The sequence below is a fragment of the Wandonia haliotis genome (assembly GCF_039523435.1).
GTDB lineage: Bacteria > Bacteroidota > Bacteroidia > Flavobacteriales_D > Crocinitomicaceae > Wandonia > Wandonia haliotis.
This window is the reverse complement of sequence record NZ_BAAAFH010000007.1, coordinates 75,052-101,582: the sequence shown is the minus strand read 5'-3', so window position 1 is coordinate 101,582 and position 26,531 is coordinate 75,052. Positions and strand designations below refer to the sequence as shown.

21 protein-coding genes and 1 other RNA gene are annotated in these 26,531 nt (G+C 39.4%); 12 read left to right on the top strand and 10 right to left on the bottom strand.

All coding sequences use genetic code 11. From position 1 onward, the window contains the following. Positions 1–84: 84 nt before the first annotated feature. Entirely contained in the window at positions 85–3,300 is a 3,216-nt protein-coding gene (locus tag ABDZ97_RS06625; protein WP_343785805.1) for an HsdR family type I site-specific deoxyribonuclease, read from the top strand. Between the two features lie 198 nt (positions 3,301–3,498). On the opposite strand, the gene ssrA is transcribed toward ABDZ97_RS06625, so the two are convergent. Continuing rightward, positions 3,499–3,902, bottom strand: a transfer-messenger RNA (tmRNA) gene (gene ssrA / locus ABDZ97_RS06620). A 141-nt stretch (positions 3,903–4,043) separates the two neighbouring features. On the opposite strand from ssrA, the gene ABDZ97_RS06615 reads away from it, so the two are divergent. Further along, the gene (locus ABDZ97_RS06615; RefSeq protein ID WP_343785804.1) at positions 4,044–5,273 is read left to right on the top strand and encodes an NAD(P)-dependent oxidoreductase; all 1,230 of its coding nucleotides are present in this window, start codon (positions 4,044–4,046) and stop codon (positions 5,271–5,273) included. Positions 5,274–5,330: 57 nt separating this feature from the next. On the opposite strand, the gene ABDZ97_RS06610 is transcribed toward ABDZ97_RS06615, so the two are convergent. From ABDZ97_RS06610 to ABDZ97_RS06585, 6 genes are all read right to left on the bottom strand, one after another. Further along, the gene (locus tag ABDZ97_RS06610; protein ID WP_343785803.1) at positions 5,331–7,631 is read right to left on the bottom strand and encodes a M1 family metallopeptidase; all 2,301 of its coding nucleotides are present in this window, start codon (positions 7,629–7,631) and stop codon (positions 5,331–5,333) included. After that, complete coding sequence (locus ABDZ97_RS06605; protein ID WP_343785802.1) at positions 7,628–8,134, bottom strand: DUF6702 family protein; 507 nt, start codon at positions 8,132–8,134, stop codon at positions 7,628–7,630. The genes ABDZ97_RS06610 and ABDZ97_RS06605 overlap by 4 nt, the downstream gene beginning before the upstream one ends. Positions 8,135–8,342: 208 nt before the next feature. Continuing rightward, positions 8,343–8,777, bottom strand: a complete 435-nt coding sequence (locus ABDZ97_RS06600; RefSeq protein WP_343785801.1) for a response regulator — start codon at positions 8,775–8,777, stop codon at positions 8,343–8,345. A gap of 27 nt (positions 8,778–8,804) precedes the next feature. Next, positions 8,805–11,888, bottom strand: coding sequence for a PAS domain S-box protein (locus ABDZ97_RS06595; protein ID WP_343785800.1), 3,084 nt, complete (start codon positions 11,886–11,888; stop codon positions 8,805–8,807). A gap of 280 nt (positions 11,889–12,168) precedes the next feature. Beyond that, the gene (locus ABDZ97_RS06590) at positions 12,169–13,572 is read right to left on the bottom strand and encodes an FAD-binding oxidoreductase (protein WP_343785799.1); all 1,404 of its coding nucleotides are present in this window, start codon (positions 13,570–13,572) and stop codon (positions 12,169–12,171) included. Between the two features lie 2 nt (positions 13,573–13,574). Next, the gene (locus tag ABDZ97_RS06585; protein ID WP_343785798.1) at positions 13,575–14,324 is read right to left on the bottom strand and encodes a sulfite exporter TauE/SafE family protein; all 750 of its coding nucleotides are present in this window, start codon (positions 14,322–14,324) and stop codon (positions 13,575–13,577) included. A gap of 182 nt (positions 14,325–14,506) precedes the next feature. Between ABDZ97_RS06585 and ABDZ97_RS06580 the strand changes: the two genes are divergently transcribed. Continuing rightward, on the top strand, positions 14,507–15,886 hold the full coding sequence (locus ABDZ97_RS06580) for an aldehyde dehydrogenase (protein ID WP_343785797.1): 1,380 nt from the start codon (positions 14,507–14,509) through the stop codon (positions 15,884–15,886). Between the two features lie 3 nt (positions 15,887–15,889). Beyond that, positions 15,890–16,453: a GNAT family N-acetyltransferase gene (locus ABDZ97_RS06575; RefSeq protein ID WP_343785796.1), complete on the top strand. Its 564-nt coding sequence runs from the start codon at positions 15,890–15,892 to the stop codon at positions 16,451–16,453. Here the strand turns inward: ABDZ97_RS06575 and ctlX are convergent. Continuing rightward, complete coding sequence (gene ctlX / locus ABDZ97_RS06570) at positions 16,443–17,345, bottom strand: citrulline utilization hydrolase CtlX (protein WP_343785795.1); 903 nt, start codon at positions 17,343–17,345, stop codon at positions 16,443–16,445. The two genes, ABDZ97_RS06575 and ctlX, sit on opposite strands and share 11 nt — an antisense overlap. Before the next feature lie 2 nt (positions 17,346–17,347). On the opposite strand from ctlX, the gene ABDZ97_RS06565 reads away from it, so the two are divergent. The 8 genes from ABDZ97_RS06565 (at position 17,348) to ABDZ97_RS06530 (ending at position 24,253) form a co-directional block, all read left to right on the top strand. Next, positions 17,348–18,130 (top strand): M15 family metallopeptidase, encoded by a 783-nt coding sequence (locus ABDZ97_RS06565; protein WP_343785793.1) that lies wholly within the window; start codon positions 17,348–17,350, stop codon positions 18,128–18,130. Between the two features lie 15 nt (positions 18,131–18,145). After that, a complete protein-coding gene (locus ABDZ97_RS06560) occupies positions 18,146–20,011 on the top strand; it encodes a tetratricopeptide repeat-containing sensor histidine kinase (RefSeq protein ID WP_343785792.1) in 1,866 nt (621 codons plus the stop codon). 10 nt (positions 20,012–20,021) lie between these two features. Continuing rightward, on the top strand, positions 20,022–20,642 hold the full coding sequence (locus ABDZ97_RS06555; RefSeq protein ID WP_343785791.1) for a response regulator: 621 nt from the start codon (positions 20,022–20,024) through the stop codon (positions 20,640–20,642). A 115-nt stretch (positions 20,643–20,757) separates the two neighbouring features. Continuing rightward, positions 20,758–21,132: a hypothetical protein gene (locus ABDZ97_RS06550; RefSeq protein ID WP_343785790.1), complete on the top strand. Its 375-nt coding sequence runs from the start codon at positions 20,758–20,760 to the stop codon at positions 21,130–21,132. Between the two features lie 226 nt (positions 21,133–21,358). Further along, a complete protein-coding gene (locus tag ABDZ97_RS06545; RefSeq protein WP_343785789.1) occupies positions 21,359–22,006 on the top strand; it encodes a hypothetical protein in 648 nt (215 codons plus the stop codon). Positions 22,007–22,069: 63 nt separating this feature from the next. Further along, on the top strand, positions 22,070–22,450 hold the full coding sequence (locus tag ABDZ97_RS06540; RefSeq protein WP_343785788.1) for a hypothetical protein: 381 nt from the start codon (positions 22,070–22,072) through the stop codon (positions 22,448–22,450). A 13-nt stretch (positions 22,451–22,463) separates the two neighbouring features. After that, positions 22,464–23,078, top strand: coding sequence for a hypothetical protein (locus ABDZ97_RS06535; RefSeq protein ID WP_343785787.1), 615 nt, complete (start codon positions 22,464–22,466; stop codon positions 23,076–23,078). 26 nt (positions 23,079–23,104) lie between these two features. Continuing rightward, positions 23,105–24,253, top strand: a complete 1,149-nt coding sequence (locus tag ABDZ97_RS06530) for a hypothetical protein (protein ID WP_343785786.1) — start codon at positions 23,105–23,107, stop codon at positions 24,251–24,253. A 199-nt stretch (positions 24,254–24,452) separates the two neighbouring features. Here ABDZ97_RS06530 and ABDZ97_RS06525 read toward each other — a convergent pair whose 3' ends face one another. Together ABDZ97_RS06525 and serC are read right to left on the bottom strand one after the other, a co-directional pair. After that, positions 24,453–25,418 (bottom strand): D-2-hydroxyacid dehydrogenase, encoded by a 966-nt coding sequence (locus ABDZ97_RS06525; protein WP_343785785.1) that lies wholly within the window; start codon positions 25,416–25,418, stop codon positions 24,453–24,455. 20 nt (positions 25,419–25,438) lie between these two features. After that, positions 25,439–26,500, bottom strand: coding sequence for a 3-phosphoserine/phosphohydroxythreonine transaminase (serC, locus tag ABDZ97_RS06520; RefSeq protein ID WP_343785784.1), 1,062 nt, complete (start codon positions 26,498–26,500; stop codon positions 25,439–25,441). Positions 26,501–26,531 lie beyond the last annotated feature (31 nt).

Genomic DNA, 26,531 nt, shown 5'->3' with positions numbered 1-26,531 from the left:
CCTCCAACCCGATTTTTCATTTTATCTCCCCAAAATCAGATAATTTTGTTTATCTGCTAGTAATCAGATATAATTGAACGCATTATGACCAAGATAACGGAAAACGACATAGAAATCTGGGCGATAGAGGAATTGGAAAACCTCGGTTGGAAATATATCCATGGGGCAACAATTGCACCAGATGGAGAATCACCCGAACGCAATTCCTTCTCGGATGTAGTATTGGAAAATCGACTACGGGAAGCGGTTCAACGATTGAATACTTCTATCCCATTTGATGCGCAAGAAGAAGCCATCAAAAAAGTAGTACGTATTCATTCACCCGAAATAATGGCTAACAATCAGGAGTTTCACCATTACTTAACCAATGGTGTTCCTGTAGAATACAGAAAAGACGGTCAACAACGAGGTGATTTGGTACAATTGATCGATTTTGACAATCCGTCTAGCAATGATTTATTGGTAGTGAATCAGTTTACCATTATTGAAAACAATCAAAATAAACGCCCGGACCTGATCTTGTTTGTCAATGGTTTGCCTCTTGTATTATTGGAATTGAAAAATGCAGTAGATGAAAACGCAACTATTCAATCTGCCTATAAACAGATACAAACGTACAAGTCAACCATTCCAAGTCTATTTACCTTCAATGAAATTTGCATTATTTCAGATGGTGTAGATGCCAGAGCGGGATCATTATCAGCAGGAATGTCTCGTTACCTCACATGGAAAGTGAAGGATGAAAAAGGAGTATTAGACATTCTGACCAATCAGTTAGAAGTCATGTTGAAAGAAATGCTTCTACCTGCAACACTATTGGATTACATCAAACATCTCATTGTATTCGAACAAACAAAACATACGGATAAAAATGGTGTGGCTAGTATTTCTACCGTAAAGAAAATTGCAGCGTATCATCAGTATTATGCTGTCAATAAGGCGATCCTTTCTGTAAAGGATGCAACTGCCGAAGATGGCGACCGAAAAGGAGGTGTTGTTTGGCATACACAAGGAAGTGGAAAATCACTATCCATGGTGTTCTTTACGGGGAAATTGGTGCTTTCACTCAATAATCCTACGGTTCTAATTATCACTGATCGAAATGATTTGGATGATCAGTTATTTGACACCTTCGCTTCTTCTAAAGAATTGCTGCGTCAGGTTCCAGTACAGGCAAATGATCGAGAGCATCTAAAAGAATTGCTTAAAGTGGCAAGTGGTGGAATTGTCTTTACAACGATTCAGAAATTCCAACCCGAAGAAGGAAATGTATATGAAGAATTATCAGATCGAAAGAATATTGTGGTTATTGCAGATGAAGCACATAGAACACAATATGGTTTTAAGCCGAAATCGATAGATGTAAAAGACGATCAAGGAAACGTAATCGGTCAAAAATTGGTCTATGGTTTCGCAAAATACATGCGTGATGCTTTACCCAATGCAACTTACCTTGGTTTTACAGGAACTCCAGTAGAGAAAACAGATGCCAATACACCAGCTGTATTCGGGAATTATGTGGATATCTATGATATTGGTCAAGCCGTTACAGATGGTGCGACTGTTCCGATTTATTACGAAAGTCGCTTAGCGAAAATTAATCTTTCTGACGAAGGAAAAGCGTTGATTGACGAACTGGATGAAGAATTAGAAACATCCGAATTGGACGAAAGTCAACGTGCAAAAGCTAAATGGGCAAAGGTTGAAGCTATTATCGGAAGTGAACAACGTGTAAAAACTGTTGCGGCTGATATTGTTCAACATTTTGAAGCCCGAAATGGTGCAGGAGGATTACAGGGAAAAGGAATGATTGTAGCCATGAGCCGAAGAATTGCAGTTGACCTGTACAACGAGATCATAAAAATAAGACCACATTGGCACAATGATGACCTGACCAAAGGAGCTATAAAAGTCGTGATGACTGCATCTTCGTCAGACGGTCCGGAATTAATGAAACACCATACCTCAAAACAACAACGCAGAGATTTAGCCGATCGGATGAAAGATGTGTCTGATCCGTTACAATTGGTGATCGTAAGGGACATGTGGTTAACAGGATTTGATGCGCCAAGTATGCATACCTTGTATATTGACAAACCAATGAAGGGACATAACTTGATGCAGGCAATTGCACGAGTGAACAGAGTTTACAAAGATAAGCCCGGAGGTTTGGTCGTTGATTATTTCGGTATAGCGCATGATTTGAAGAAAGCGTTAAGTTTTTATTCCGAAAGTGGCGGAAAAGGAGATCCGGCAGAGGCGCAAGAAAAAGCCGTTCAACTCATGTTGGAAAAACTGGAAGTTGTATCCCAATTCTTCACTGAAAAAGCAGCAACTGATAATTACCAAATGAGTTTAGCGGCAGAGGATCAAGCAATATACGGTCAATCATTCGCTTATGAAAAATACTTTTCAGCTTCAACCAAAGAGAAGTTAGACCTTATTTTATCGGCTGTAGAGCATGTACTTGGGTTAGAAAATGGTAAACAACGATTTGTCAGAGAAGTAACTGCACTTTCAAAAGCATTCGCGATTGCCTTACCGCATGATCAAGCGATGGATGCAAAAGACGAAATTGCATTTTTTCAAGCGGTAAAAGCCCGTATTGTAAAGTTTGATACGCAAGGTGGTAATGGTAAATCGGATGCAGAATTGGAAACTGCCATAAAGCAAGTTATTGATCAAGCCTTAGTATCAGAACAAGTAGTTGATATTTTTGATGCAGCAGGAATCAAGAAACCAGAAATTTCAGTACTGGACGATAATTTCCTTGAAGAAATGAAAGGAATGAAGCACAAGAACCTTGCTTTGGAAGTATTGAAAAAGCTATTGAATGACGAGATCAAGATTCGTTCGAAGCACAACGTAGTTCAAAGTCGTTCTTTAATGGAAATGTTGGAGAATTCAATTAAACGATATCAAAACAACCTTATTACATCAGCCGAAATTATTCAGGAATTCATTGAATTAGCAAAAGAGATAAAGAAAGCCGATGCGAGAGGTGATAAATTGGGTTTATCCAGAGATGAATTAGCCTTCTATGATGCTGTGGCAGCCAATGACAGTGCTAAACAACTTTTAGGAGATGAAGTGTTAATCAGGTTGGCAAGGGAACTAGTTATCAAAGTAAAAGAGAACGCCACAATCGACTGGACGGTCAAGGAAAGTGTAAAGAAAGGGATGAAAGTAGCAGTCAAACGTCTTTTACGTGTGTATGGTTATCCACCCGACATGCAGAAATTGGCAGCAGATATGGTATTAACGCAAGCAGAGATGTTAGCGGAATTTTGGAATGAATAGAAATCAGAATTAATTAAAAATCATTGTTTACAGTTGTGTATCGTTGAGTAACAAACAGAATATTTTGGCGTTATTTCTATGTGGAAGTAAGCAAGTCAGATAACTTTTTTGAAGTCTCATGTCTATATTTAATTTCCGTACGAGGCAAGGTGAGAAAATAAAAACGGACAACCTTTCATTTTTTGAGGTTGTCCGTTTTAGTGGAGCCGGAGGGGTTCGAACCCTCGTCCCAACGAAGAGTGCCACAGCTTTCTACATGCTTATTTTGTGATTGTTTTTCGACTGGAAACCGGACACAAACACCCTGTCCTCCAGCTTATCTTCTATACTCTCATACGATCAACGAAGTAATGACCGTACCAGCCTTATTTTAATGATGTCTCAGATTCCTATCCAATAAGGCGATGGACCTGGTGAGACAACTCGTCCCTCTTACTATGCTTCAGAGTGGATTAAGCGTAATAACATTCCGTTATTAAGCAGCGAGAGCGTATGACGTATTGTCAATTATAGTTTGAGCCATGATATTAACGAGCCACAACCCAATGCTCGGCATGCTGACACTATTTCACCGCATCCGCAGTCAAATCCAAGTCGGCCCCTCAAAGAACTTTTAACAAAGATACGAAATTTGAACCGGAAAGAACCAAAATTAACTAAACATTAACCGGTTGAAAATATTACATAAACGGTTCTCCCTAATGAGGAAAACTTCACTATTTTTGCTCTAAATTCAAACAAAAATGGCTACAATTCATATAGGAGTTATCAGAGAGGGAAAAGTTCCCCCGGATCGTAGGGTTCCTTTGACACCCAAACAATGTGTTGAGGTTAAAAAGCGCTTCCCAAACGTTGAAATTATAATTGAACCTAGTGAAATTAGAGCCTACAGTGATGATGAATACCGTAACGAAGGAATAACTGTTTCATCGGATATTTCTGAATGCTCGCTTTTGATAGGAGTAAAAGAGGTCCCGGTTGAACAATTAATTCCCGGTAAGACGTATATGTTTTTTTCACATACATTTAAAAAACAACCCTATAACCGGAACTTGTTGCGGACGATTCTTGACAAAAAGATCCGATTGATTGATTATGAAGTATTGAAAGATAAAAATAATCAACGTATAATCGGATTTGGGAGATACGCGGGAATTGTCGGTTGTTATAATGCATTCAGAACTTATGGATTGAAAACAGGTGCATTTGATCTGAAGCCTGCACACGCTTGTTTCGATCGTGCTGAGATGGAAAAAGAGCTGGAACATGTGGTGTTACCCGCTAACTTTAAAATGGTCTTGACTGGTTTCGGAAGAGTAGGACAGGGGGCTCGTGAAGTATTGCAACTATTGCCGATTCAGGAAGTGTCACCGGTTGAATTTCTGGAAAAATCATTCGATGAACCTGTATTTGCGCAGTTGAATGTTGAAGATTATTATGACAGGGAAGATGGAAAAACATTTACCCGTCAACAGTTTTATGATGATCCTTCCGGGTTTATATCTACCTTTCCAAGGTATATGAAAACAGCAAATGTGTATGCGTCCTGCCATTACTGGTCAGAAAAAGCTCCTTTTATCGCCACCCGTGAAGATTTCAAAAATCCGGAGAATCGCCTGTCTGTTGTCGCAGATATTTCAGCAGATATTGACGGTCCGGTAGGATGTACACTTCGTCCATCGACGGTTGCAGATCCGATCTATGGATATAATCCTGTCTCGGAATCGGAAGATGATTATACAAAAGAAGGCGTGATAGCTGTAATGGCAATTGATAATTTGCCTTGCGAATTGCCACGTGATGCTTCCGAATTTTTTGGAGAGGCTATGCTTGACAATGTATTTCCTGCATTGTTGGGAGAAAGTGATCCGGATCGTATTATCGAAAGAGCAACAGAGACAACACTGGATGGTAAACTAATGCCGGCTTTCGCTTATCTTGAAGATTATGTTCAGGGTGAATTGAGTCATTAAGTGAACCATAAAATGATACTAAAAAGCGGGGTGAAGAAATTCACCCCGCTTTTTACTTTATTTCATCTCTTTGGCTCTTTTATCTCGTTGCATTTCATTTTCTTGCAATTGTTTTTCCCGGAACAACTGGAAACGGGATTGACGTACTTCCCGTGGCCATGAATTATTACTTAATTCAGTGTCTGCTGTTTCAAGGAAAGGATCCAGTCGGAAGTGTTTTACTTCTTTTTCAATGATGAATACTTTTGTAATCACGTCGGATTTAAATCGCCAGATTTCGGCAGGAATATAACGCACTTCACTGGTTCCGTCGGTATAATTCAGCTGAAGGATTAATGGCATAACCAATCCTCCGATATTCTCAAACTCCAGCTCATAAAAGTTAAGATTGCTATTGAGCAGTTTTTCCTGTTCGGGAGTGAGCTGGCTGAGAAGTTCGTTGTACTCTTCTGTATCCAGAGGTGAGATAGCATACGGATCTTTTAAATTGTAAAAATCATTCAGCTCAGGATACTTTTCAGTTTGTGTTTCTTCAATATCACTTTGGTTACGAATATCACCTACGTGAACATCCTGTTGCTGATCATGCGTTCGTCTCCATTCGGATTCTACTTCGGGATTTTCCGTATTAAGGGTATACCATTTCACATTGGAAATACCAATATCTACATGATCGGTAGTAAAGAACCATCCTCTCCAAAACCAGTCCAGATCGACCGCTGACGCATCTTCCATTGTTCTGAAAAAATCTGCCGGAGTAGGGTGTTTAAACATCCAGCGACGGGCATACGTTTTAAATGCGTAATCGAATAGCTCACGTCCCATAATGGTTTCGCGAAGGATATTTAAAGCAGTAGCGGGTTTTCCGTAAGCATTATTCCCAAACTGCCAAATAGATTCACTATTGGTCATAATAGGGGAGAGCGTCGACTTATCTCCGGCCATATAGTCTGTAATTTTATGGGCAGGTCCTCTTCTGGAAGGATAGCCTCTTTCCCATTCCTGTTCGGTGAGGTATTGCAAAAAGGTGTTGAGTCCTTCATCCATCCAGGTCCATTGACGCTCGTCCGAATTAACAATCATAGGAAAGTAGTTGTGACCAACTTCGTGAATAATAACTGTCAGCATTCCATATTTGACACGTTCGGAATATGTTCCGTCCGGTTCCGGACGACCACCGTTGAAACAGATCATAGGGTATTCCATTCCGATGTGACGGGAATGTACAGAAATTGCTACCGGATAGGGGTAATCAAATGTATAGTTGGAATATACATTTAGTGTATGGGCAACAATACGTGTTGAATATTTCTCCCAAAGCGGGTTCCCTTCCTTGGGATAAAAGGACATGGCAAGTACATTTTTATTCTCCTGTTTGACAGTCATTGCATCCCAGATGAATTTTCTGGAAGAAGCAAAGGCAAAATCCCGTACATTCTGTGCTTTAAAAATCCATTTCTTTTTTCCGGAAGCTTTTCCTTTTTCATTTTCTTCAGCTTCCTTATCGGTTATTATAAAGACAGGCTTGTCGTAAGCTTCTGCGGCCTTTTTTAGACGTTCTCTTTGTTGGGATGTCAGAACAGAACTTGCATTTTGAAGTTCTCCTGTGGCCGCAACAACATGGTCTGCAGGAACTGTAATTTCTACTTCGTAATCACCAAATGGTAAGGTAAACTCACCTCTCCCGAGGAATTGTTTATTTTGCCAGCCGTTCACATCATCATAGACACACATTCTGGGAAAAAACTGGGCAATGGTATACAGGTAATTGTCTTCCTCCTCAAAATATTCGTATCCGGAGCGACCACCTACCTTCATCCGGTCATTGATGTTGTACCACCATTTTACTTTGAATGTAAGCGTTCCTCCCGGTTTAAGAGGTGTTTTGGGATCAATTCGCAACATCGTCTGGTTAATCGCATAATTCAGATCCTCATTGTTCATGGACTTAATCCATTCAATTTTGAACCCGCCGTCAAATTCAAACATTTTTCGTTCAAGGTTATTGATTCCCTTAAAACTCGCCATATTATCGACACTAATCAGTTTCGAGTGTGAATGTTGTGCCCGGACATTTTGATCCAATTGCAACCATAAGTATTCCAGTGGATCAGGAGAATTATTGGTATACGTAATTACTTCTTCTCCCCGGATAATTTGTTGTTCATCATCCAGTTCCAGTTTGATTTTATAATCCGCTTTTTGCTGGTAATATTGGTGTCCGGGAGCTCCGGATGCGGTTCGATATACATTGGGGGTAGGTAGCAGGTTATCTATTTGTTTGAATTTATCATCCCATTCCTGTGCCCAAAAAAGACCGGAACAAGAGAGAAATAACAAGGTGTAAACTAGCTTCATTTGTCTTTGATTTTTATAGTTGCCGTTCGTTTAGTATGGAGAAAAACAGCATAATACTTTTTACTTTTCCACTTCATTTCCAGTTTGTTTTGCTGAGAATCATCGTGATCCATAAGTAAACTGAAGGTCCATGTAATTTCATTGAAAGGTTCTACACGTTCGGCGTAGACATAGATAAATACTCTCCCGTCCCGGACCACTTCAATACCAACGACATAAAACACAAGTTTTTGTTTATCTGTCGTTGCGCCGAAATTTGCGAGAATTTCTTTCGACATTTTTTTCCAGAGGTCAGAATTGCGTTCTATCATTTCAAGATGTCCCGCTTTGATTCCTTTATCTTCCAGCCAATGTTCGATATCGTGCGCTTCGGCTTCTAGAGTGACTTCCATTGCTTTGTCTTTTTCATTGTAGACTGTTTTAGCCAGTGCAACATGAAATTGATGAGCGGAAATGTCCCGGACACCTAATGCTAGAAATAAAATAAGGATATAACGAACCATTAGCAACTAATATTAATTTCCGAATTGGGTAGAAAACGTGAAAATAATAAACTCTGGGTACAAATTACAGTTTAGAATTAATTTTCTGAGTTATAGAATACACCATAAACATAGCGGGAAGGAGATTATCTCCAGTCCGGACACGATTCTATTTTCAGACGAGGGTAAAAGTAAAAGCTGGTAAACGGTTTAGCCCTGTAGAGCTGACTTAGGTATCCTGATTCGGTAACCGTACAGTTTTTAACCAGTATTCTTTAATCTCACTGGCTACTTTTTCCAGTTCAAAAATATCGTAGGGTTTTATAATATAGGAACTGGAAAGTTCCTTATAGGCTTTAATAATATCTTCTTTTCGGGATGAAGTTGTCAGCATAATGACTGGAATATGTTTCGTTTCGTAGTCCGATTTAATTCTTTCCAATGTTTCAAACCCATCCATTACAGGCATATTGATGTCAAGTAATATGAGGTCCGGAAGTTTGGCTTCTGTATAAGGCGGTTTTTTATGTAAAAAATTAAGAGCTTCCTCACCGTTCCTTACTGAGACGAGATGATTAATCACCTCGGCATCGTGAAGCGCCTCTTCAATGAACATGATATCATGCTCACTGTCTTCGACAAGTAGGATATCCAGTTTTTTCATAGTGTGTTTTTATATAAAGTTATGTAATTATTTTTTAGGAAGAGTAAAGACGAATACGGTTCCGTGCGGAGTATTAGGTTCTATCCATATTTTTCCTCCATAACTGGTGACAATTTTTTTACAGGTTGCTAATCCAATTCCCGTACCCGGATATTCTGATTTAGAATGCAGTCGCTTGAAAATTTCGAATACTCTTTTGTAGTGCTTGGGGTCAATCCCGATCCCGTTATCAGCGACCCTGAATTCCCACATGTTTTCTTTTTCTTCTGCATTAATTTTTATTTCGGGAATAGCTTTCTCAGTTTGATACTTCAACCCGTTTCCAATGAGATTTGTGAAAAGTTGGCTCATTGAAGTTTCATCACCCGAGATAACAGGAAGATCTTCTACCGTTACAGACATCTTATTGTTTTTTACACTATTACCATAGATGGAAACAATTTTTTTAACCAGCAGGTTTAGATCGAGATCAATGTACTCTGTGATATCAGCTTTAGAATAATCGAGAATATCATTAATAAGTGTTTTCATGCGCGTGGCACCATCTATTGTAATATCAATATATTGGTTCGCTTTCTCATCCAGTTCCAGAGAGTATTTTTTCTGAAGTAGGGATAGGTAACCGGAAATCACCCGCAAGGGTTCCTGAAGGTCATGTGCGGCTACGTAGGCAAATTGTTCTAACTCCTCATTTTTATGTTCCAGTTTTTTCTGAGCAGATTTCAATTGACTGATATCAACCGCTACCCAGAGGAATCCGGTTTGTTTATACCCTTGTCGAATTCCTGTCATCGATAGTAGTACAGGGAAAACTCTTCCGTCTTTACGTTTGAAATAGGATTCGAATTTATCCGACTGTCCTTTGGCGACACGCTCAAGGTGTTGTTCAATGAGACAGGTTTCTTCTTTTTCGGAAGAGTCCGAGTCAGAATCCTGTTCCTTTCCGGAAAGAAAAATACGGGGAGTATGTTTACCAACTACTTCGTTAGACGCATAGCCAAGCATATTGACCGCCCCATCATTAAACTCTTCTATTGTACCCTCGACATCAGTACTGATAATTGCAACCTGCGTACTGGCATCCAGAATAGCTTTGTTCTTTGCAAGAGCTTTGGAAAGATTATACTCAGCCTGTTTCAATTCACTGATGTCAATAATCTGGGAGATAAAATAAAGGACATCTCCTTTTGTGTTGGTAACCTTGGAAACAGCTAATATAATATTGACAATATGGCCTTTCTTATGGAAATAGCGTTTTTCCATTTGGTAATGAGCCCTCTCTCCCGCAACCAATTCCTGTAAAAGAGTCAGGTCGGTTTCGAGGTCCTCAGGATGTGTAATATCCTGAAAAGTAAGGTTCATTAGCTCCTCTTCTGAATACCCGACAATCTCAGAAACCCGTTTATTGACTTTTAACCACTGTCCCTGTTCATTAAGAAGCGCCATTCCTATAGCAGCATTTTCAAAATTACCTCTGAAGGCTTCTTCACTGATTCGAAGTTCTTCTTCAATATTTTTTCGAGTGGTAATATCCTGATGGGTTCCATACATCATAAGAGGCTTTCCATCTAATGTCCAACTAAAAACTTTTCCCCGGTCATGTACCCAAACCCAATGACCATCCTTGTGTTTCATACGAACTTCAATCTCATAGAATTTCACCTTATTGTCGAAACAATTCTGAAGTTGTCGTGTTGATTTTTCCCGGTCTTCCGGGTGTACAAGCTTCTGCCAGGTCCGGATACTGATGGGTTCCAGTTCTTCCAGTGTGTAACCTACTATTTCTGCCCAACGTTCGTCCATGACGGTTTCTCCCGTCTGGACATTCCACTCCCATGTACCGGCATGGGTTCCTTCGATGATAGATTGGTTTCGGTTTCTAACGTCTACAATCTCCTGGATGGGACGTCCCTCGGGTATGATATATACAACATTGTTGTTCGTATCAAGAATAGGACGGAGACTAAATAATATCGTGATGGGCTGTTTGTTCGCTATCCACACTTTAACTTCTTCAACTACTTCCTTTTTTTCTTTAACAACCCGGTCAATATTCTTTTTAAGATTTATTTGTAAGTCTTCTGAAATTTGCCACCAGTAACACTCCCAGAAGTATTTCCCGACAACATCTTCTCGTTTTAAATCGGCCATCACGAGGGCGGTATGATTTACGTCGAGAAGAATTCCTTTGGGGTTCAGGAATCCCATGAATGAGAAGGAGGAGTTGAAGATTCCTTTGTATTTTAACTCATTTTGCTTGATTTCCGTAATGTCTTGAAAAGAACCGCGTAAAAAAACTTTGCCGTTCTCTTCAACTACTTTTCTTCCGGTAGATCGTACCCATTTCAGAAAGCCTTTGGCGGTAATGAAACGACAGGTGACATCAAAAGGTTCTCCTGTTTGTATAGAATGCATAATTGCTTCTGTGATGGTTTCTCTGTCATCGGGGTGATAAAATTCAATCCCATTTACTTTATTATGATCAAAATCCAAGGGAACTTCGTGAATCCGGTAGACTTCTTCTGTCCATTCTGTTTTGCCCGAATCAATATCAAGTGTCCAGCTACCAATCTGGTTTAATTGTTGTGATTCGTTAAGAATAGCTATTGTATGACTTAGTTTTTCAATAGTCTCTTCCTTTTTCTTCAAATCTGCATTCAGTTGCATAATCGATTCGGCTTGCTCTTTCAGTGTTTTCATCAATTGAAGTTGAGATTCATTTAATTCCCGCATATTTTTATCTACGGTACAAAGAATAGCCTGGATTTGCATATCCGAATTAAACAAAGGAATTCCGGCAAAAAAAGAAACCAGAATATTATCTATGGTTAAGGGAACAGTGGACAAAAGACTGCCGTTTTGTTCTAATTCTATGGTAATTTCTTCAATAGTAAAGAGAGGGTGATTGAGAAAGGATGTATCCGTTGAAATTCCTTTCGACCCGTTCATCGTGAGTACATCTTTTTTTCCCTCTGAGAGAGAAATTATGAAAGACAAGGAAGTGTCACAAATGGAAGAAAGTGATTGAATAACCGTTGATAATTCGGAGGGCTGAAATAAAACTGGCTTTTGTAAAAAATCAGTTGAGTTACTATCTTTTGTTTTACTCATATTAGAGATCTATCTATAATAAAGGACATAGTTATACCACGAAGAAGTCTTCCTGATGAAAACCAATTCCTATAGTTTTTGTTCAATGGGTTTGTATTTTCTAAAGATAGTTAACTGTGATAAAAATCACAACAAAAAATTTTTTTCACAAATCCGGATAGAATTAACAGGTGTGCTATCTGCTTGTTAACTAGTTGTTTTGTGTTTTTTGAAGGGTGAATAATCTAACTTACAGATTGTCTGAAACAAAAAATAAACGCCTTTTTTTAGTAATTATTTCTTAGTGATTTTCAGTTGAATCAGGGAAAATTTTACCGGGATTCAGAATCGTATTCGGGTCAAAGAGTTGTTTGATACTGTGCATCAGTTGAAGCTCCGTTTTTCCGAATGCAATGTCCATATATTCTTTCTGAACCCATCCAATTCCATGTTCTCCGGAAATTGTCCCGCCAAGTTGCACAGTAAGTTCAAAAATTTCACGAATAGCCACAGGTAATTCCTCTTTCCAGGTTCGTTCGTCCAGATCTCCCTTGATAATGTTTACATGTAAATTACCATCCCCGGCGTGACCGTAACAAACCGATTTGAAACCATAGGTATTACCGATTTCTTTGACTCCTTTTAATAAACGAGGCAATTCATACCGGGGTACTACTGTATCTTCTTCTTTGTAAACGGAGTGTGATTTTACTGCTTCTCCAACTTTTCTTCTGAGTTTCCATAGGCCCTCTTTTTGAGCCTGTGTTTCGGCAAAGAGAATTTCATCACAATCGAAGTCTGCAACGACTTCTGCAATTCGTTCACAATCATTTAGTAATACTGACTCGTCCCAACCATCCACTTCAATTAAAAGGTGTGCCTGATGTTCCGGCTGTATAGAAATGGACAGATCATCGACAAATTTAAGCGTCCAGTCAATAGCATCCCGTTCCATGAATTCCATAGCGGATGGGATTACTCCGGCTTTAAAAATCTCAGGTACGGCAGCACAGGCTTTTTCAGCACTGAAAAACGGAACCAGCATTAACAAATCCTTTGTAGGCTTGGGGAGTAATCGAAGTACAATTTTCGTAACAATACCTAATGTACCTTCGCTTCCGACAATTAACTGAGTGAGATTATATCCGGTAGCATTTTTCAGAACATTAGCGCCTGTCCAGATAACCTCTCCGGAAGGTAATACAACTTCGAGATTAAGTACATAATCGGCAGTTACACCATATTTCACAGCTTTGGGACCTCCACTGTTTTCGGAGATATTTCCGCCAATGAAACAAGAACCTTTACTTGCCGGATCAGGAGGGTAGAACAGCCCTTTTTCAGCTACGGCATTTTGCAATACTTCAGTGATAACTCCCGGTTCAGTTGTGACCTGGAGATTATTTTCATCAATGGATATAATCTTTGAAAAACGTTCCATCGATAGTAAAACACCACCTTTTACAGGAAGTGCACCACCGCTGAGTCCCGTTCTGGCTCCACAGGGAGTTACCGGAATCAGATGAGTATTGCAGTAACGGAGTATTTCCGATACTTCTTCTGTTGATTCGGGAATGAGCACAACGGAAGGGAGAAAAACAAGATTTTCGGTTTCGTCATGTCCGTAATTTTCAAGTGTATCTATGTCCGTTTTGCAGCGGTCATTTAATTTGTTTTTGAAAAAAATAAGGTCTTCCTGTTTCATGATTACATATCGATTTTCCAGTTGAAAATGATTCCCAAAATACTTATAATTCCAATGATGACGATAAGTATGAGTGAGAATCGTTTGAAGTTTTCTTGTGAGATATGAACAAGTATTCGTTTCCCGATGTACGTTCCGCCTAACCCGATAATAATTAAAAAAGGAATATAGATCAGATGGCTTTTATTTACATATCCACTCGATACATACACAATAGAGCGGGTAAAATCAATAGCTAGATCTATGGCTGCTGATGTAGCTATAAATGCACTCTTTTCGAGATTAAATGCAGCCATGGTAAGTCCCCTGATCGCTCCGCCTGTTCCCAAAAGTCCTGCTGAGAAACCTGAAATAGCTCCTCCGGCAATACTGGGGTATTTTTTAGGAGGAATAACCAGCTTCGGACGAAGTAAAAACAATGCTCCGAAAGCGACCAGGAATAAGCCCAAAGCAATCGTTAAAAAAGTCGCGTTAAAGAAGTTACTGAGTAATCCACCAATGATCACAAAAATTACTGAGGGGATTCCGATGTTAAGTAAAAGACGTTTGTCGAGACCTTTTCTGAATAAAGCAATTTTACTGATATTACTTGAGAGGTGAAACAGTGCGGTAAGACCCAAAACATTGTGAAAATCAAAAAAGAATCCGGCAAAGGGAACAAAAAAAACAGAAGAACCAAAACCTCCTATAGTTCCTAATATTTCCGCTATTAGGGCAAGTATCAGAAAAAGTGCAGATATCCAGGTAAACATGTTGCAATACTAATGAAAAAAGGAAAGCCGTTTCCGGGTGTAAACAAATTATCCTGATCTTTTGAAGTTTATAGGATTCTTTTTCGAAAAGATATTTCTTTCGTGTGATTTCTCCTTTTTTTACTGCCAGAATAATTGTATATTGTATAGAGGAGTAATATATTCGGAAAAAGAAAAAAACGATGGCACAACTGGATTTTACCGCACTTAAAAAACAACAATCTGATTTTTTCTATTCAGGAACAACACAGGAAGTTGACTTTCGGAAAAATGCCTTGAAAAAATTACAGGGAGCGGTTCAAAAATATGAATCCCGTATAATCGAAGGATTACGAAAAGATCTCGGAAAATCAGATTTTGAATCGTATGCTGCTGAAATTGGATTAGTGTACGAAGAGTTGCGTTTTCATATCAGGAATGTGGGGAAATGGAGCAGGGGAGAAAAAGTTTCTACGAATCAGGTAGTTAATTTTTGGTCATCGAGCAGGATTGTTCCCGAACCATTTGGAAATACGCTAATTATAGCTCCATGGAACTATCCGTTTCAGTTGGTTATGATGCCTCTGATCGGTGCTGTTTCGGCAGGAAACACAGCTGTAATAAAGCCCTCGGAGTTTACGCCTTCAACAGCAGCAGTACTGGAAGAAATGATTGCCTCTGTATTTGATGAAAAGTACATTGTAGTTGTTAATGGTGATGCAGATACTTCAGCTGCTTTACTAAAGTTAAAGTGGGACAAAATATTCTTTACAGGGAGTCCCAGAGTAGGGCAGATTGTAGCCGAAGCGGCTGCGGGTATGCTTACTCCTGTTACATTGGAATTAGGAGGGAAAAGCCCTTCGGTAGTTACGGAAACAGCTAAAATAGATGTAGCGGCTAAACGTATTATTTGGGGGAAAATGTTGAATGCAGGACAGACCTGTATTGCTCCTGATTATGTATTGGTTCAGGAAAAGGTAAAAGAGAAATTCGTAGACCGTTTGATTTACTGGATTGAGCATTTTTATGGCAAAACAGCCGAAAAAAGCCCTGATTTCCCACGTATTGTAAATGAACGGCATACGCAGCGGATTAAAGAATATATTGAAAACTCGGATGTATTGTATGGTGGTAAAGTTATGGAGGAGGAACGGTTTATCGCTCCTGCGTTGCTTGACGTGAAGGACATGAATGTTCCGGTAATGCAGGACGAAATTTTTGGTCCGGTACTGCCGATTGTAACTTACAATGATCTGGAAGAAGTGATCGTTTTTATTAACTCCCGCCCAAAACCTCTGGCTTTGTATCTATTTTCAGAGGACAATAAAGAGCATAGACAGATTCTTAAGTATACATCTTCGGGGTCGATGGGAATTAATGAAACGGTGATGCAGGTAGCAAATAATCGGTTGCCTTTTGGAGGAGTAGGGAATTCCGGTATGGGGAATTACCACGGGAAATTTAGTTTTGACTGTTTTTCACACCAGAGAAGTGTCCTTAAAAAAATTACCTGGCTGGATATTCCGCTTCGTTATCCGCCTTATGGTAATAAACTGAAACTGGTTCGTAAATTTTTAAAATAAAGAATGGAAAGGTTTCCTGAAATACGGACAGAACGATTGTGGCTTCGGAGAATAGTAGAAGAAGATATTATCTATGTTCATAAAGGACTTTCTCACCCCGAAGTAATCCGTTTTTATGGAGTAAGTTATACTACGCTTGAAGCAACTACCGAGCAGATGGAATTTTACCGGAAAACACTTGAGGATAGATCAGGGATTTTCTGGGCGATCTGTGATCGGAATACCGGAGAGTTTATGGGAGTTGGAGGATTTTATGAGTATTCTGAAGGGCATAGAAAAGCTGAAGTAGGCTATTGGCTTTTACCGGAATATTGGAGTAAAGGCTTCATGACGGAAGGTATGGGCGCGTTGGTTGAATATGGTTTTACCAGAATGCATTTACACCGGATTGAAGGATTTGTAGAGACACCGAATATTGCATGCCGGAGAGCTATGGATAAACTGAATTTCAGACATGAAGGAAAACTCAGGGATTATGAACGGAAAAACGGGGAGTTTATAAGTCTGGAAGTCTATTCGCTTCTGGAAAGTGATCTGGATTTGGTGAAAAAGTATATCAGATTTTAACGCCCAGTTGCATACAGCGGGCGCTTCCTCCGCCTACATTTTCTATAGTAGTTATGTCAACCACAATTATACCAACCCGTTGTTTGATTTGATCCAGTTGCTCTTCTGTAAAACCGTTGTAAGCAGAGGAGGACATAATCAAAAAGGGTTCTCCATCCTGATTGTCAACTTCAAGTACATTGCAACAAAACTGGTTCATCTGACGAAAATTAACATCAATAACTACTCTGCCGGAAGCTTTTAACCGCTCGGTTACCATAATACGTTCAACCGGATCTGTAATGGATTCACTGCAAATGATCACACTGTTTTCTCCGATAGATAACATAACATTTGTATGGTAGATAGGATAACCATTTAGATCAAACGCTTCGAAACTAATGGGAGTTTTATGTAATTCTTTAGCGAGCATAGAAAAAAGTCTTGCATCTGTTCGACTGGAAATACAGGCATAAGCATTTTCATTAACCGGATCAAAGATAACAGAACCGGTTCCTTCCAGATATTGACCTTCTGTTTCATAACTAGTCAGATCGGTGAGTTGCTGATTTCCGCTCAAGGCCTGAAGGTGATCAATAATGTCTGTTCTTCGCTCAAGACGACGATTTTCAGCTTCCATAGGGTAGAGTACAACACCATGATGCGGATGGAAGCTGATCCAGTTATTGGGAAAAATACAATCCGGTTTTGAAGGTGTCTCTGAGTCTTGAAATACTTTGACAGATAATTGGTTATCCTGTAGCAAAGTAACCATATTGTCAAACTCCCGGATTGCTTTTTCGTGTAAATCCGTTTCATCTACCTGCTTTTGAAACCGGTTCGATTGTGCGGTTTCGAAATTATATCCGAAATTAGCGGGACGAACTAAGACAATATGGTTGTAATTTTTCACGGATGACAATTTTTAGTAAAGATACAATTTTTGTACTCCTACTGGGAGTTTTTGCAGGATGTACCTCTTCCTCTGATGATCCTGTTACAACGAAAGAAGTTTCCCCGGAATCTGAAAGAAAAACAGAGGTAATCACACTGGAAGAATTGGAAGTACCGGAATCGATTCAACCGGATACACTTGGCATACGTTTACGCTCATTTGGTCTGACTTCCGTTACGGAAATAGACTCTACTTTTTTTATTGATCTTAAATATGCCTCAACGGATAATTTTCTAGGGGAAAATATTTACGGAAATCTTAAAGAAGTGTTTTTACAGGATACAGTCGCAAAAATGTTGAGTAAAGCACACGCTTTCCTGAAAGAAGAGCATCCTGATCTGCGCATGTTGATCTATGATGGTGTCCGGCCGTTGTGGGTACAACAAAAAATGTGGAATTTATTAGATTCGATTCCTGTTTCGGAAAGGGTAAAATTTGTTTCAAACCCGGCAAATGGATCATTACATAATTTTGCTTGTGCGGTAGACCTCACTTTGTGTGATAAGCAAGGTAACCCTCTGGACATGGGAGCGGGCTATGATGATATGCGTAAGATCGCTTATCCTGAACTGGAAAGTCATTTTCTGGAATCGGGAGAATTGTCAAAAGAACAGTATCAGAATCGGATGATTCTAAGAAAGAGTATGCGAAAAGCGGGATTTTCGCAGCTTCCAACTGAATGGTGGCACTACAATGCTATGAATAGAAATACAGCGAGAGGAAAGTTTGAAATTGTACCTTAAATAAACAAAACCACAATGCAAAAAGGAAAATGGATACTCGGATTCGTGTTATTCAGCTTTTATCAGATTACATATAGTCAGACTCAGGATTCGGTACGAATAGAGAAATTATTCACGGATTTGTTGCGGGGACAGGCAGACAGTAGTGAGGTATATATGGAAGTGGCCGAAATATCGGGAAGACTGAATGAAGGACAGAAGATAAACTGGATTCGTTACAATGAAGCAAAATATCTTTTGTTCTCCGGACATCCTGAAAAAGCTGAGCAAATAGCTTTTTCGGCTTTGCAGTCTTTTAAAGAGAACGAAAACACACTTTCCTCCCTGAAATTTTATGCGCTGCTTGCGTCGTCACTAAGCCTTCAGCAGCAATATGAAGAGGCTATCCGATACTTTAAGAAAGCACTTGAGATTGCCGAAGAGAATAAAATGGATTTGCAGGCTGCTTATATCCATAACAATATAGCCAATGTGTTTTTCAGTTTGCTGGATTATGCAGCGGCACATACTCACGCTGCGAAATCGGTAGAAATTCTCAGAAATTATCCGGATGACCCTAATTATCCTTCTATTCTTGCTGTTCTTAGTGTTTCCGAAGCAAAACTGGATCAGTTTGAAATGGCCGAGGAACATGCATTACAAGCCCGGGAGATGGCAGGGAAGTCATCAAATTTTATGGCTTTGATAATTGCTGTTCACGCCCTGGGAGAAGTTGAGTTCAGTAAAAATGATTTTCAGGAAGCCCAGCGATACTATGAAGAATCTTTGGCTTTAGCTGAACGATTTAATCAGAAACAATTCGTTTTATTAAATGCGATCGGGATTTTAACAGTTTCATTGGAACAGAAAAATTACGAAGCAGGGGTTAATTTTGGAGAAAAGGCTTTGGAACTGGCAGCTATTACTGAAAATAGATCCACATTGTATTCGATTAAACGGAAGCTTGCTCATGCCTATTCAGGATTAGGACAGAATGAGGATGCTTTCCGTATGATGAATGAAGCACACGAAATTTATAAGGAAACAAATAAATCAGAGACCCAGAAAGCAATTAACGATCTTCTCATTCAGTACGATACAGAGAAGAAAGAGAAAGAGATCACACGTACCCGTCTTGAATTGCTGGCAAAAGAAGTCGAATCTGCCCGGTTGTGGAACATTATTACAGTGACAGGTATACTCTTTTTGGTCTTAATGATCGTATTTATGATCTACCGCTCTGTTATGAAGGAACGTATCATGCGAATTGAGTCAAAGAAGGAAAAAGATATGTTTGATGCGCTTATTCGTGGAGAAGAACGAGAGAGAAGACGTCTCGGACATGAATTACATGATGGATTAGCATCGCAGTTAGTGGGGATTAAATACCGCCTGGAATCCGATAACTCTGTCTCTCCGAATATCAAGCAGGAATTGCTGAATCAGATTTCCGGAGCACATGAAGAAACCAGACGGATAGCTCACAATCTGGCTCCGTCAGGAATGAAAGAATTAGGGTTGATTGAATCGCTGCGACGTTTTGCAATGGATAATTCGACACCCCACCTGTCTATTGAGTTTGATCATATTGGTTCCGGTACTATTATGCTAAGTGCTGAAAAGACATTGATGCTTTTTCGGATCATACAGGAGCTTGTTCAGAATGCCGTCAAACATGCTAAATCCGATGAATTGTTTATTCAAACTTCGCTAACGGATAAACTTCTGGATATACGAGTGGAGAATAATGGTGTTGGATTTGACGTCAAAAAGGCAAAAAAAGGGAATGGGTTAACTTCTATTGAAGAGCGTGTACATTTGCTGAATGGAACCTTTTCTATTGATTCCGGTGAAGAAACAAACGGAGCAATTGCGCATATTTCCATATATTTGAATAACTGACCAGTAGTGTATGAAGATATTAGTAGCAGACGATCATGAAATTATTGCATCGGGGATTAGGAGCTTTTTAACAGATAAGTTGGGAGCGTTAGAGGTGAAAAGTGCAGTGAATTTGGCACAGCTTAAGCAAATTCTGGCGAAAGAAAAATTTGATATCCTTTTGCAGGATATCCGGTTCGGGAACGATGACGGCAGAACTTTTTTGAGTGAAATTCGCAAAATGCACCCCGACCTTTTGATTGTTGCATTGTCCTCGCATACGGATGAATTTACAGTAAAATCCGCATTAGCTGCGGGGTGTTCAGGTTATGTGTCAAAGTCCTCTCCACTGGAAGAGATTCTGGAAGCTATTCAAGCGATAACAAAAGGAAAACAATTTGTAAGTAAGGACATACGTGATGCTATGTTGACAAATCTGATGAATGGAGAGTCAGATAAAATAAAGCTTACAAAAAGAGAGTTGGAAGTACTGAAAGCAATTCAGGATGAACTTTCGACACGTGAGATTGCAGAAAAATTATTCCTATCCGAAAAAACAATAGAAGGATACCGATCGAATTTATTTCTGAAGTTTCAGGTGAAAAATGTTGCCGGATTGGTAAAACAAGCTATTCTTCAGGGATATATCTGAAAAATGATCCTGTTTTTAAGGGTTTTCCCTGTTGTTTGTTGTCCAATAACTTGTTAAGTTTGTAAACAGGGAATACCAGGACAGTGCAATTGTTCTAAAACGACAAAACTAAACGATGAAAAAATACATACCTGTACTGCTACTTATAGTATTGATTACTTCCTGTGACATACGCGTACACGTTGACAAAATTGTACAGAATGATTCTTCCTACGATATTAGGCTGGAACTGAAGGGAGGGAAGAATCTTGTTATTCCGAAAAATAAACAAACGGTGGTTGAGATAGATCAAAAGTTTGCGGAAGAAGTAAAAGAGGATTATTCTTCCTGTCATTATACTTCTATCGAATCGGTGGTTATTTTGTCAGAAAACGGAGCTTTGTCTCTGGATAAGGATCTGCTCAACAAATTTAACTGGAGATACTCTAAGGTTGAAAAGCGAAAAGGAGAGTGTGTGTTTACTATATCTGATTCAGATATTTCGTATTAGTTCTACGTATAATTTTTTTAATAGACCGGGTACTGGTTTTTGATTAATTTCTGTTCCGAAAAAGTTTGATCTTTAACTGATTTCTCGGTTTAAAAGAAGAAAGGTGTCTAATCTGATTAGATACCTTTTTTTGTAAATACAAGGGTATACCCTGAGTATAAATTCAGGACTTTCCCTGCTTTTTTAAGCGGAGAATCTACTGAACTTTGTCTCAAAGAAAAAAGAGATGAGAAAAGTAGGGTTCAAAAAAATGGTGATGATAGCTACAGTACTATTTTCTGTAGTGAATGTGGGAAGTGTAAATGCTCAGGCGTTTGGGGGAAAAGGGAGTAAACAATTTCTTATTGGCTTGGGAATGTCCGAATTACGGTCGCTGTATCCTGAAGATGGCAGTGGATTAAAAGGGTGGATTTCACCTCTTTCAGGACAATTAAGTTTTCAGGGAGAATTTGGAGTAGGGAAGTACGTCGGAATTGGATTTTCCATTGGAGCTAATTTTTCAGCAAACATGAATGATAATTTAGGAGTGGGGTATGCCTGGCCATACGGAGTTGGCGGAAATTCAAACTTTTGGAGTATTGGAATTCCTGTTGCTATTATTTCAAACTTTCACTTTTTACAGTTAATTAATGATAAGGCAGGGAAAACATTTGCCGAAAAACTGGATGTCTACGTAGGTCTTTCCCTTGGATCGGGACCTTCATTTGTCATTCCGAAATCGGGGTATAAACACCTGGGGGGTGATGTGGGTGTAATGATCTATGGTGGACCGCATGCCGGAATCCGCTTCTACCCGAAAGATAAGTTTGGAATTTTCCTAGAGTTGGGATATGGTAAGACCTATTTGAATGGAGGAATCTGCTTTAAAATGTAATCGAATTTGAGTAACTAATCGAAATCCGGAATGAATTCCGGAAACATTTAAACGAAACGGAATATGGAAAAGATCATTTTAGGAACACTTTCAATATTGCTTGTTGCAATTTGTAGTTCGTGTGATCCGGTTATTAAGGTCAAAAAAAGAGTTAATAATCGATCTTCTTATGATATCCGGTTTGTCATGAGCGATAGTACTATAGTGGTGGTTCCCAGTCATTCAACGATAGAACTCGGAGAGGAACAAGACTATGCAAACAGGTTGCCGGATAATTACCAATGCGATAATGCTTTATCTGTCGGATGGTTTGATTATCCATTGGCTATTCAGGGAGGTGATACCACTGTAATAACAAATACACTTACGAACTGGTCGTTCTCGAAGTTTGAAAAGCGAAAAGGGGAGTGTGTATTAATTATATCCGATTCAGATATAGAATAGTAAATCCGGTAAAATGAAATGCTCTGTTTTGTATTCGTCCATTATACTCAGCTTCTTGTTAACGACGGGTTTGTTGATACAAGCTTGTTCAGAAGGAAAAGAAACCGAAGAGCTGGCCGAAAAAGAAAAATTCAGTTCTGATACTGGAAATGACTGGGAGAAGAGCCCTTGTGAGTTATTCGGAACTTCTGATCTCAGTAACGTTTTTGGACTTGATGGAGCAGTTGTGGATATGCAGCCGGACGAGTATGCAGGAGGCAAGATCAAAGTGTGTCGGTATGAAATACGGGAGAAAGATCAGCAGTATTCTGCCTTAATCATCCGGGTGGAGCGAAATGAGAATACTTCAGGTGACCGGTTAAAACAGCGGATGAAAGAATTGAAAGAATACGGAGCTCCATTGGCAGGAACCAAAGAAACTCAAATTTATGCTTCTGTTGAAAACCTGGGAACCGAAGCTGCTTTTAGTGAGAATATTCCCTATGACAAAAATTTGGTAATCCGGGTGGAAGAGCGATTTCTTATCAATATCGAATACAATAAATTCCTTAACGGAGGAGAAGAAATAGGTGCGTTTCAGGGATGTCTTTCCCAAGTAGGGAAGTATCTACTTGAATACTATAAATAAATCAGCAGTAATAAATAATCACGTATATGAAAATTAACTTTAAAACTTCGGCAACGCTTTTTTTAGCAGGTCTGTTAGTCTTTTCTTCATGTAAACAGAAAGAGGAGGAAGAAACAGCCGGTGCAATTGAACTTTCGGGTGATCAGAACACGCCCAGAACATTGGAGAACCGTTTTGAAAGCCTGACTACTCCGGACTATATTGTACGCGGAACTTTCAGTATCAATGCAGCAGTGACAATAGAGCCGGGAACTGTTATAGTTATGGCTCCGGGATCACAAATTATAGTAGACGGTTCAGGGTCTCTTAAGTCCGTCGGTACTGCGGCTTTACCAATTCGTTTTACGGGAGAATCAAAATCAGCAGGGAGTTGGAACAAGATACTTTTTATGAGTAACAATGCAAACAACCAGATGATCTATACGATTATAGAGCACGGTGGTGGTGATGGTAGTTACGATGCTTCTGTTTATTGTTATCAGAACGGAAGACTTGCGATGAGTAATAGTACGATTCGACATGGTAACAATTATGGAATATTGGTTTATACACCTGAATTTACACTTTCGGACTTTTCGAATAATACAATTCATGATATTCAGTTAGCTCCGGCCTTGATTCAACCTTCTCATATTGATAAGTTTGACGGAACTTTTTCTGCTTATGACAATGGATACAACCGTATTGAAGTAGATTATGGTGAAATAGGTACGACTAAAACCATCCATTCTACAATGGTTCCCTATTTTATTCGTACGGGAAATTTGGATGTAGTAGCTCCGGTAGAGTTAGAACCCGGTGTGAATATGACTATGGGACCTGGTTCCGGAGTTTCTGTGTCCGGGAGCGGTTCTTTTAAAGCTATTGGATCTGTGTCCAATCCAATTACGATTACAGGAGAACAATCGGTGAATGGATATTGGAACAATATTCGTTTTATCGGATCCAATAATCTGAATAATGAATTCCAGTATTGTACCATTTCATACGGAGGTGGAAATGCTTCCTGGGATGCAATGTTATACTTGTATGACAATTCACGTATGAGAATCGGTAATTCTTTGATTTCAGATAGTCAAACGTATGGAATTATGAACTATGGAGGAAGTAATACGCTGGTAGATGACGGAAATAATGTGTTTTCTAATAATCAATCGGGAGATATAGGAAACTAAACTGCCGCCTGAGGTACAGGTGTAAAACAACCCTAGTATCGCACACCTGGCTTTCTATTCTGTTTTTTTCAGCTTGAGGATTAGCTGAAACCAAAAAACTCTATGTTCTCGAATTTCTGCAGAATAGAGAAATCCTTAGGTGAAAAAAAACAGGGCTATCATTTGATAGCCCTGTTTTATAATGAATTAAAACGGTATTTTATTTACTCCCGAAAGAACTTACAATCTGATCTGCCAGTTCAAGTCCGATTCGGTCTTGTGCTTCTACAGTAGCTGCACCGATATGAGGTGTACAGGCTATTTTTTCATGTTGAAGAAGCTCAGCCCATGGAGTAGGCTCATTTTCGTACACGTCAAGAGCTACCTGAGCAATTTTTCCTTCATTTAAAGCAGATAAAAGAGCAGCTTCATCAATTACACCACCGCGTGCCGCATTTACGATACGGACACCTTCTTTCATCAGGTTGAATTCTGCTTTCCCGAATACAGCACTTCCGTCAGCCTGTTTAGGGACATGAACAGAAATAAAATCAGCTTCCGGAAGCAATTCTTTCACGTCTGTTGAAGGCGTAATTGTTACTTTTACTCCTTCCGTACCTGCGATAGGAACTGTAATCTGTACATCTTTCGTTTGGTGATCGGCAGCAATTACTTTCATTCCAACTCCCAGAGCATATCCGGCAAGTGCCTGACCGATTCTTCCGAATCCGACAATAAGTAATGTTTTCCCCCGTAACTCAACACCTTTCGAATATTTTTTCTTCAAAACAGCAAATTGTCCGTTTTTACATTCAGGCATATTACGGAAAGAGTCATGCAGAGAACGTGAAATAGCGAATAATTGACCCATAACCAACTCGGCTACAGACTGAGAAGATGCGCCGGGTGTATTGATTACCTGAACCCCTTTTTCGCGGGCATAAGCAACATCAATATTATCCATTCCAACACCTCCGCGTCCGATCAGTTTAAGGTTCGGACAGGCATCAATTAATTCTTTTCGGGCTGTCGTAGCACTTCGTACAAGAAGTATTTCGATATGCTCGTTATTGATGTAATCAATTAAATTCTCTTGTTCTACTTTATCTGTAATTACAGTATATCCCGATGCTTCAAGGCTTTTCTTCCCTTCAGGAGATATTCCGTCATTAGCTAAAACTTTCATGGTAAACTGTTGGTTTTTAATTATAGTTTTTTCATTATGTCGACTAATACCTGAACACTTTCAAGTGGCAGAGCATTATACATGGATGCACGATATCCTCCAAGCGTTCTGTATCCTTTCAGACCGACAATTCCTGCATCATTCCAAAGTTGATCAAAACGCTCCTTGTCAGCAGCTTCATCAGCAAGGAAGAAAACAACATTCATGTTGGAGCGGTCTTCTTTGTTTACAGATGCTTTAAATTTAGGGTTATTGTCAATTTCATTGTACAATAATTCCGCTTTCTTGTTATTCAGTTCTTCCTGTGCTTTAACTCCTCCGTTATTGATCAGGTGACGTAGATTCAACATAGAAACATACACGGAGAATACTGGAGGAGTGTTAAACATGGATTCTTTTTTCTGGTGTACAGACAAATCCAGGTAAGTTGGAAGAACTCCTAATGATGATTTTCCAAGCACTTCATCCTTCACAATGTATAATGTAGCTCCAGCAGGTCCCAGATTTTTTTGAGCACCGGCATAAATAAGATCAAAATCAGCTACATTGAATTCACGGGAGAATATATCGGATGACATATCACAAACCAGTGGTTTCCCTGTTTTCGGGAAGGATTTGAATTGCGTTCCGAAGATGGTGTTGTTTGATGTGATGTGAACATAGTCAACATCTTCCGGAACTACAAAATCTTTTGGGATATAAGTGAATCCATCTTCTTCAGATGAAGCAATAACCTCTACTTCGAGTCCGGCCATTTCAGCCTGTTCGATAGCTTTGCTTGCCCACTGACCGGTATTGATGTATGCCGCTTTTTTATTTTCACGAGCCATATTCATTGCTGTGATAAGGAAACCAAGACTGGCTCCTCCCTGAAGGAAAATAACAGAATAACCATCAGGTACATTAAGAGCTTTCTTTACCAGATTTTGGGCTTCTTCCATCACTGCTACGAAATCCTTACTACGGTGAGAAACTTCCAAAATGGAAAGACCGTTAAAATCAAGAACCGCTTGTGAAGCTTCCTGAAATACTTCTTGTGGCAAAATACATGGGCCAGCTCCGAAGTTGTGTTTTTTAGACATAGCTAAATAATTTAAGGTTATTTGAATTCAC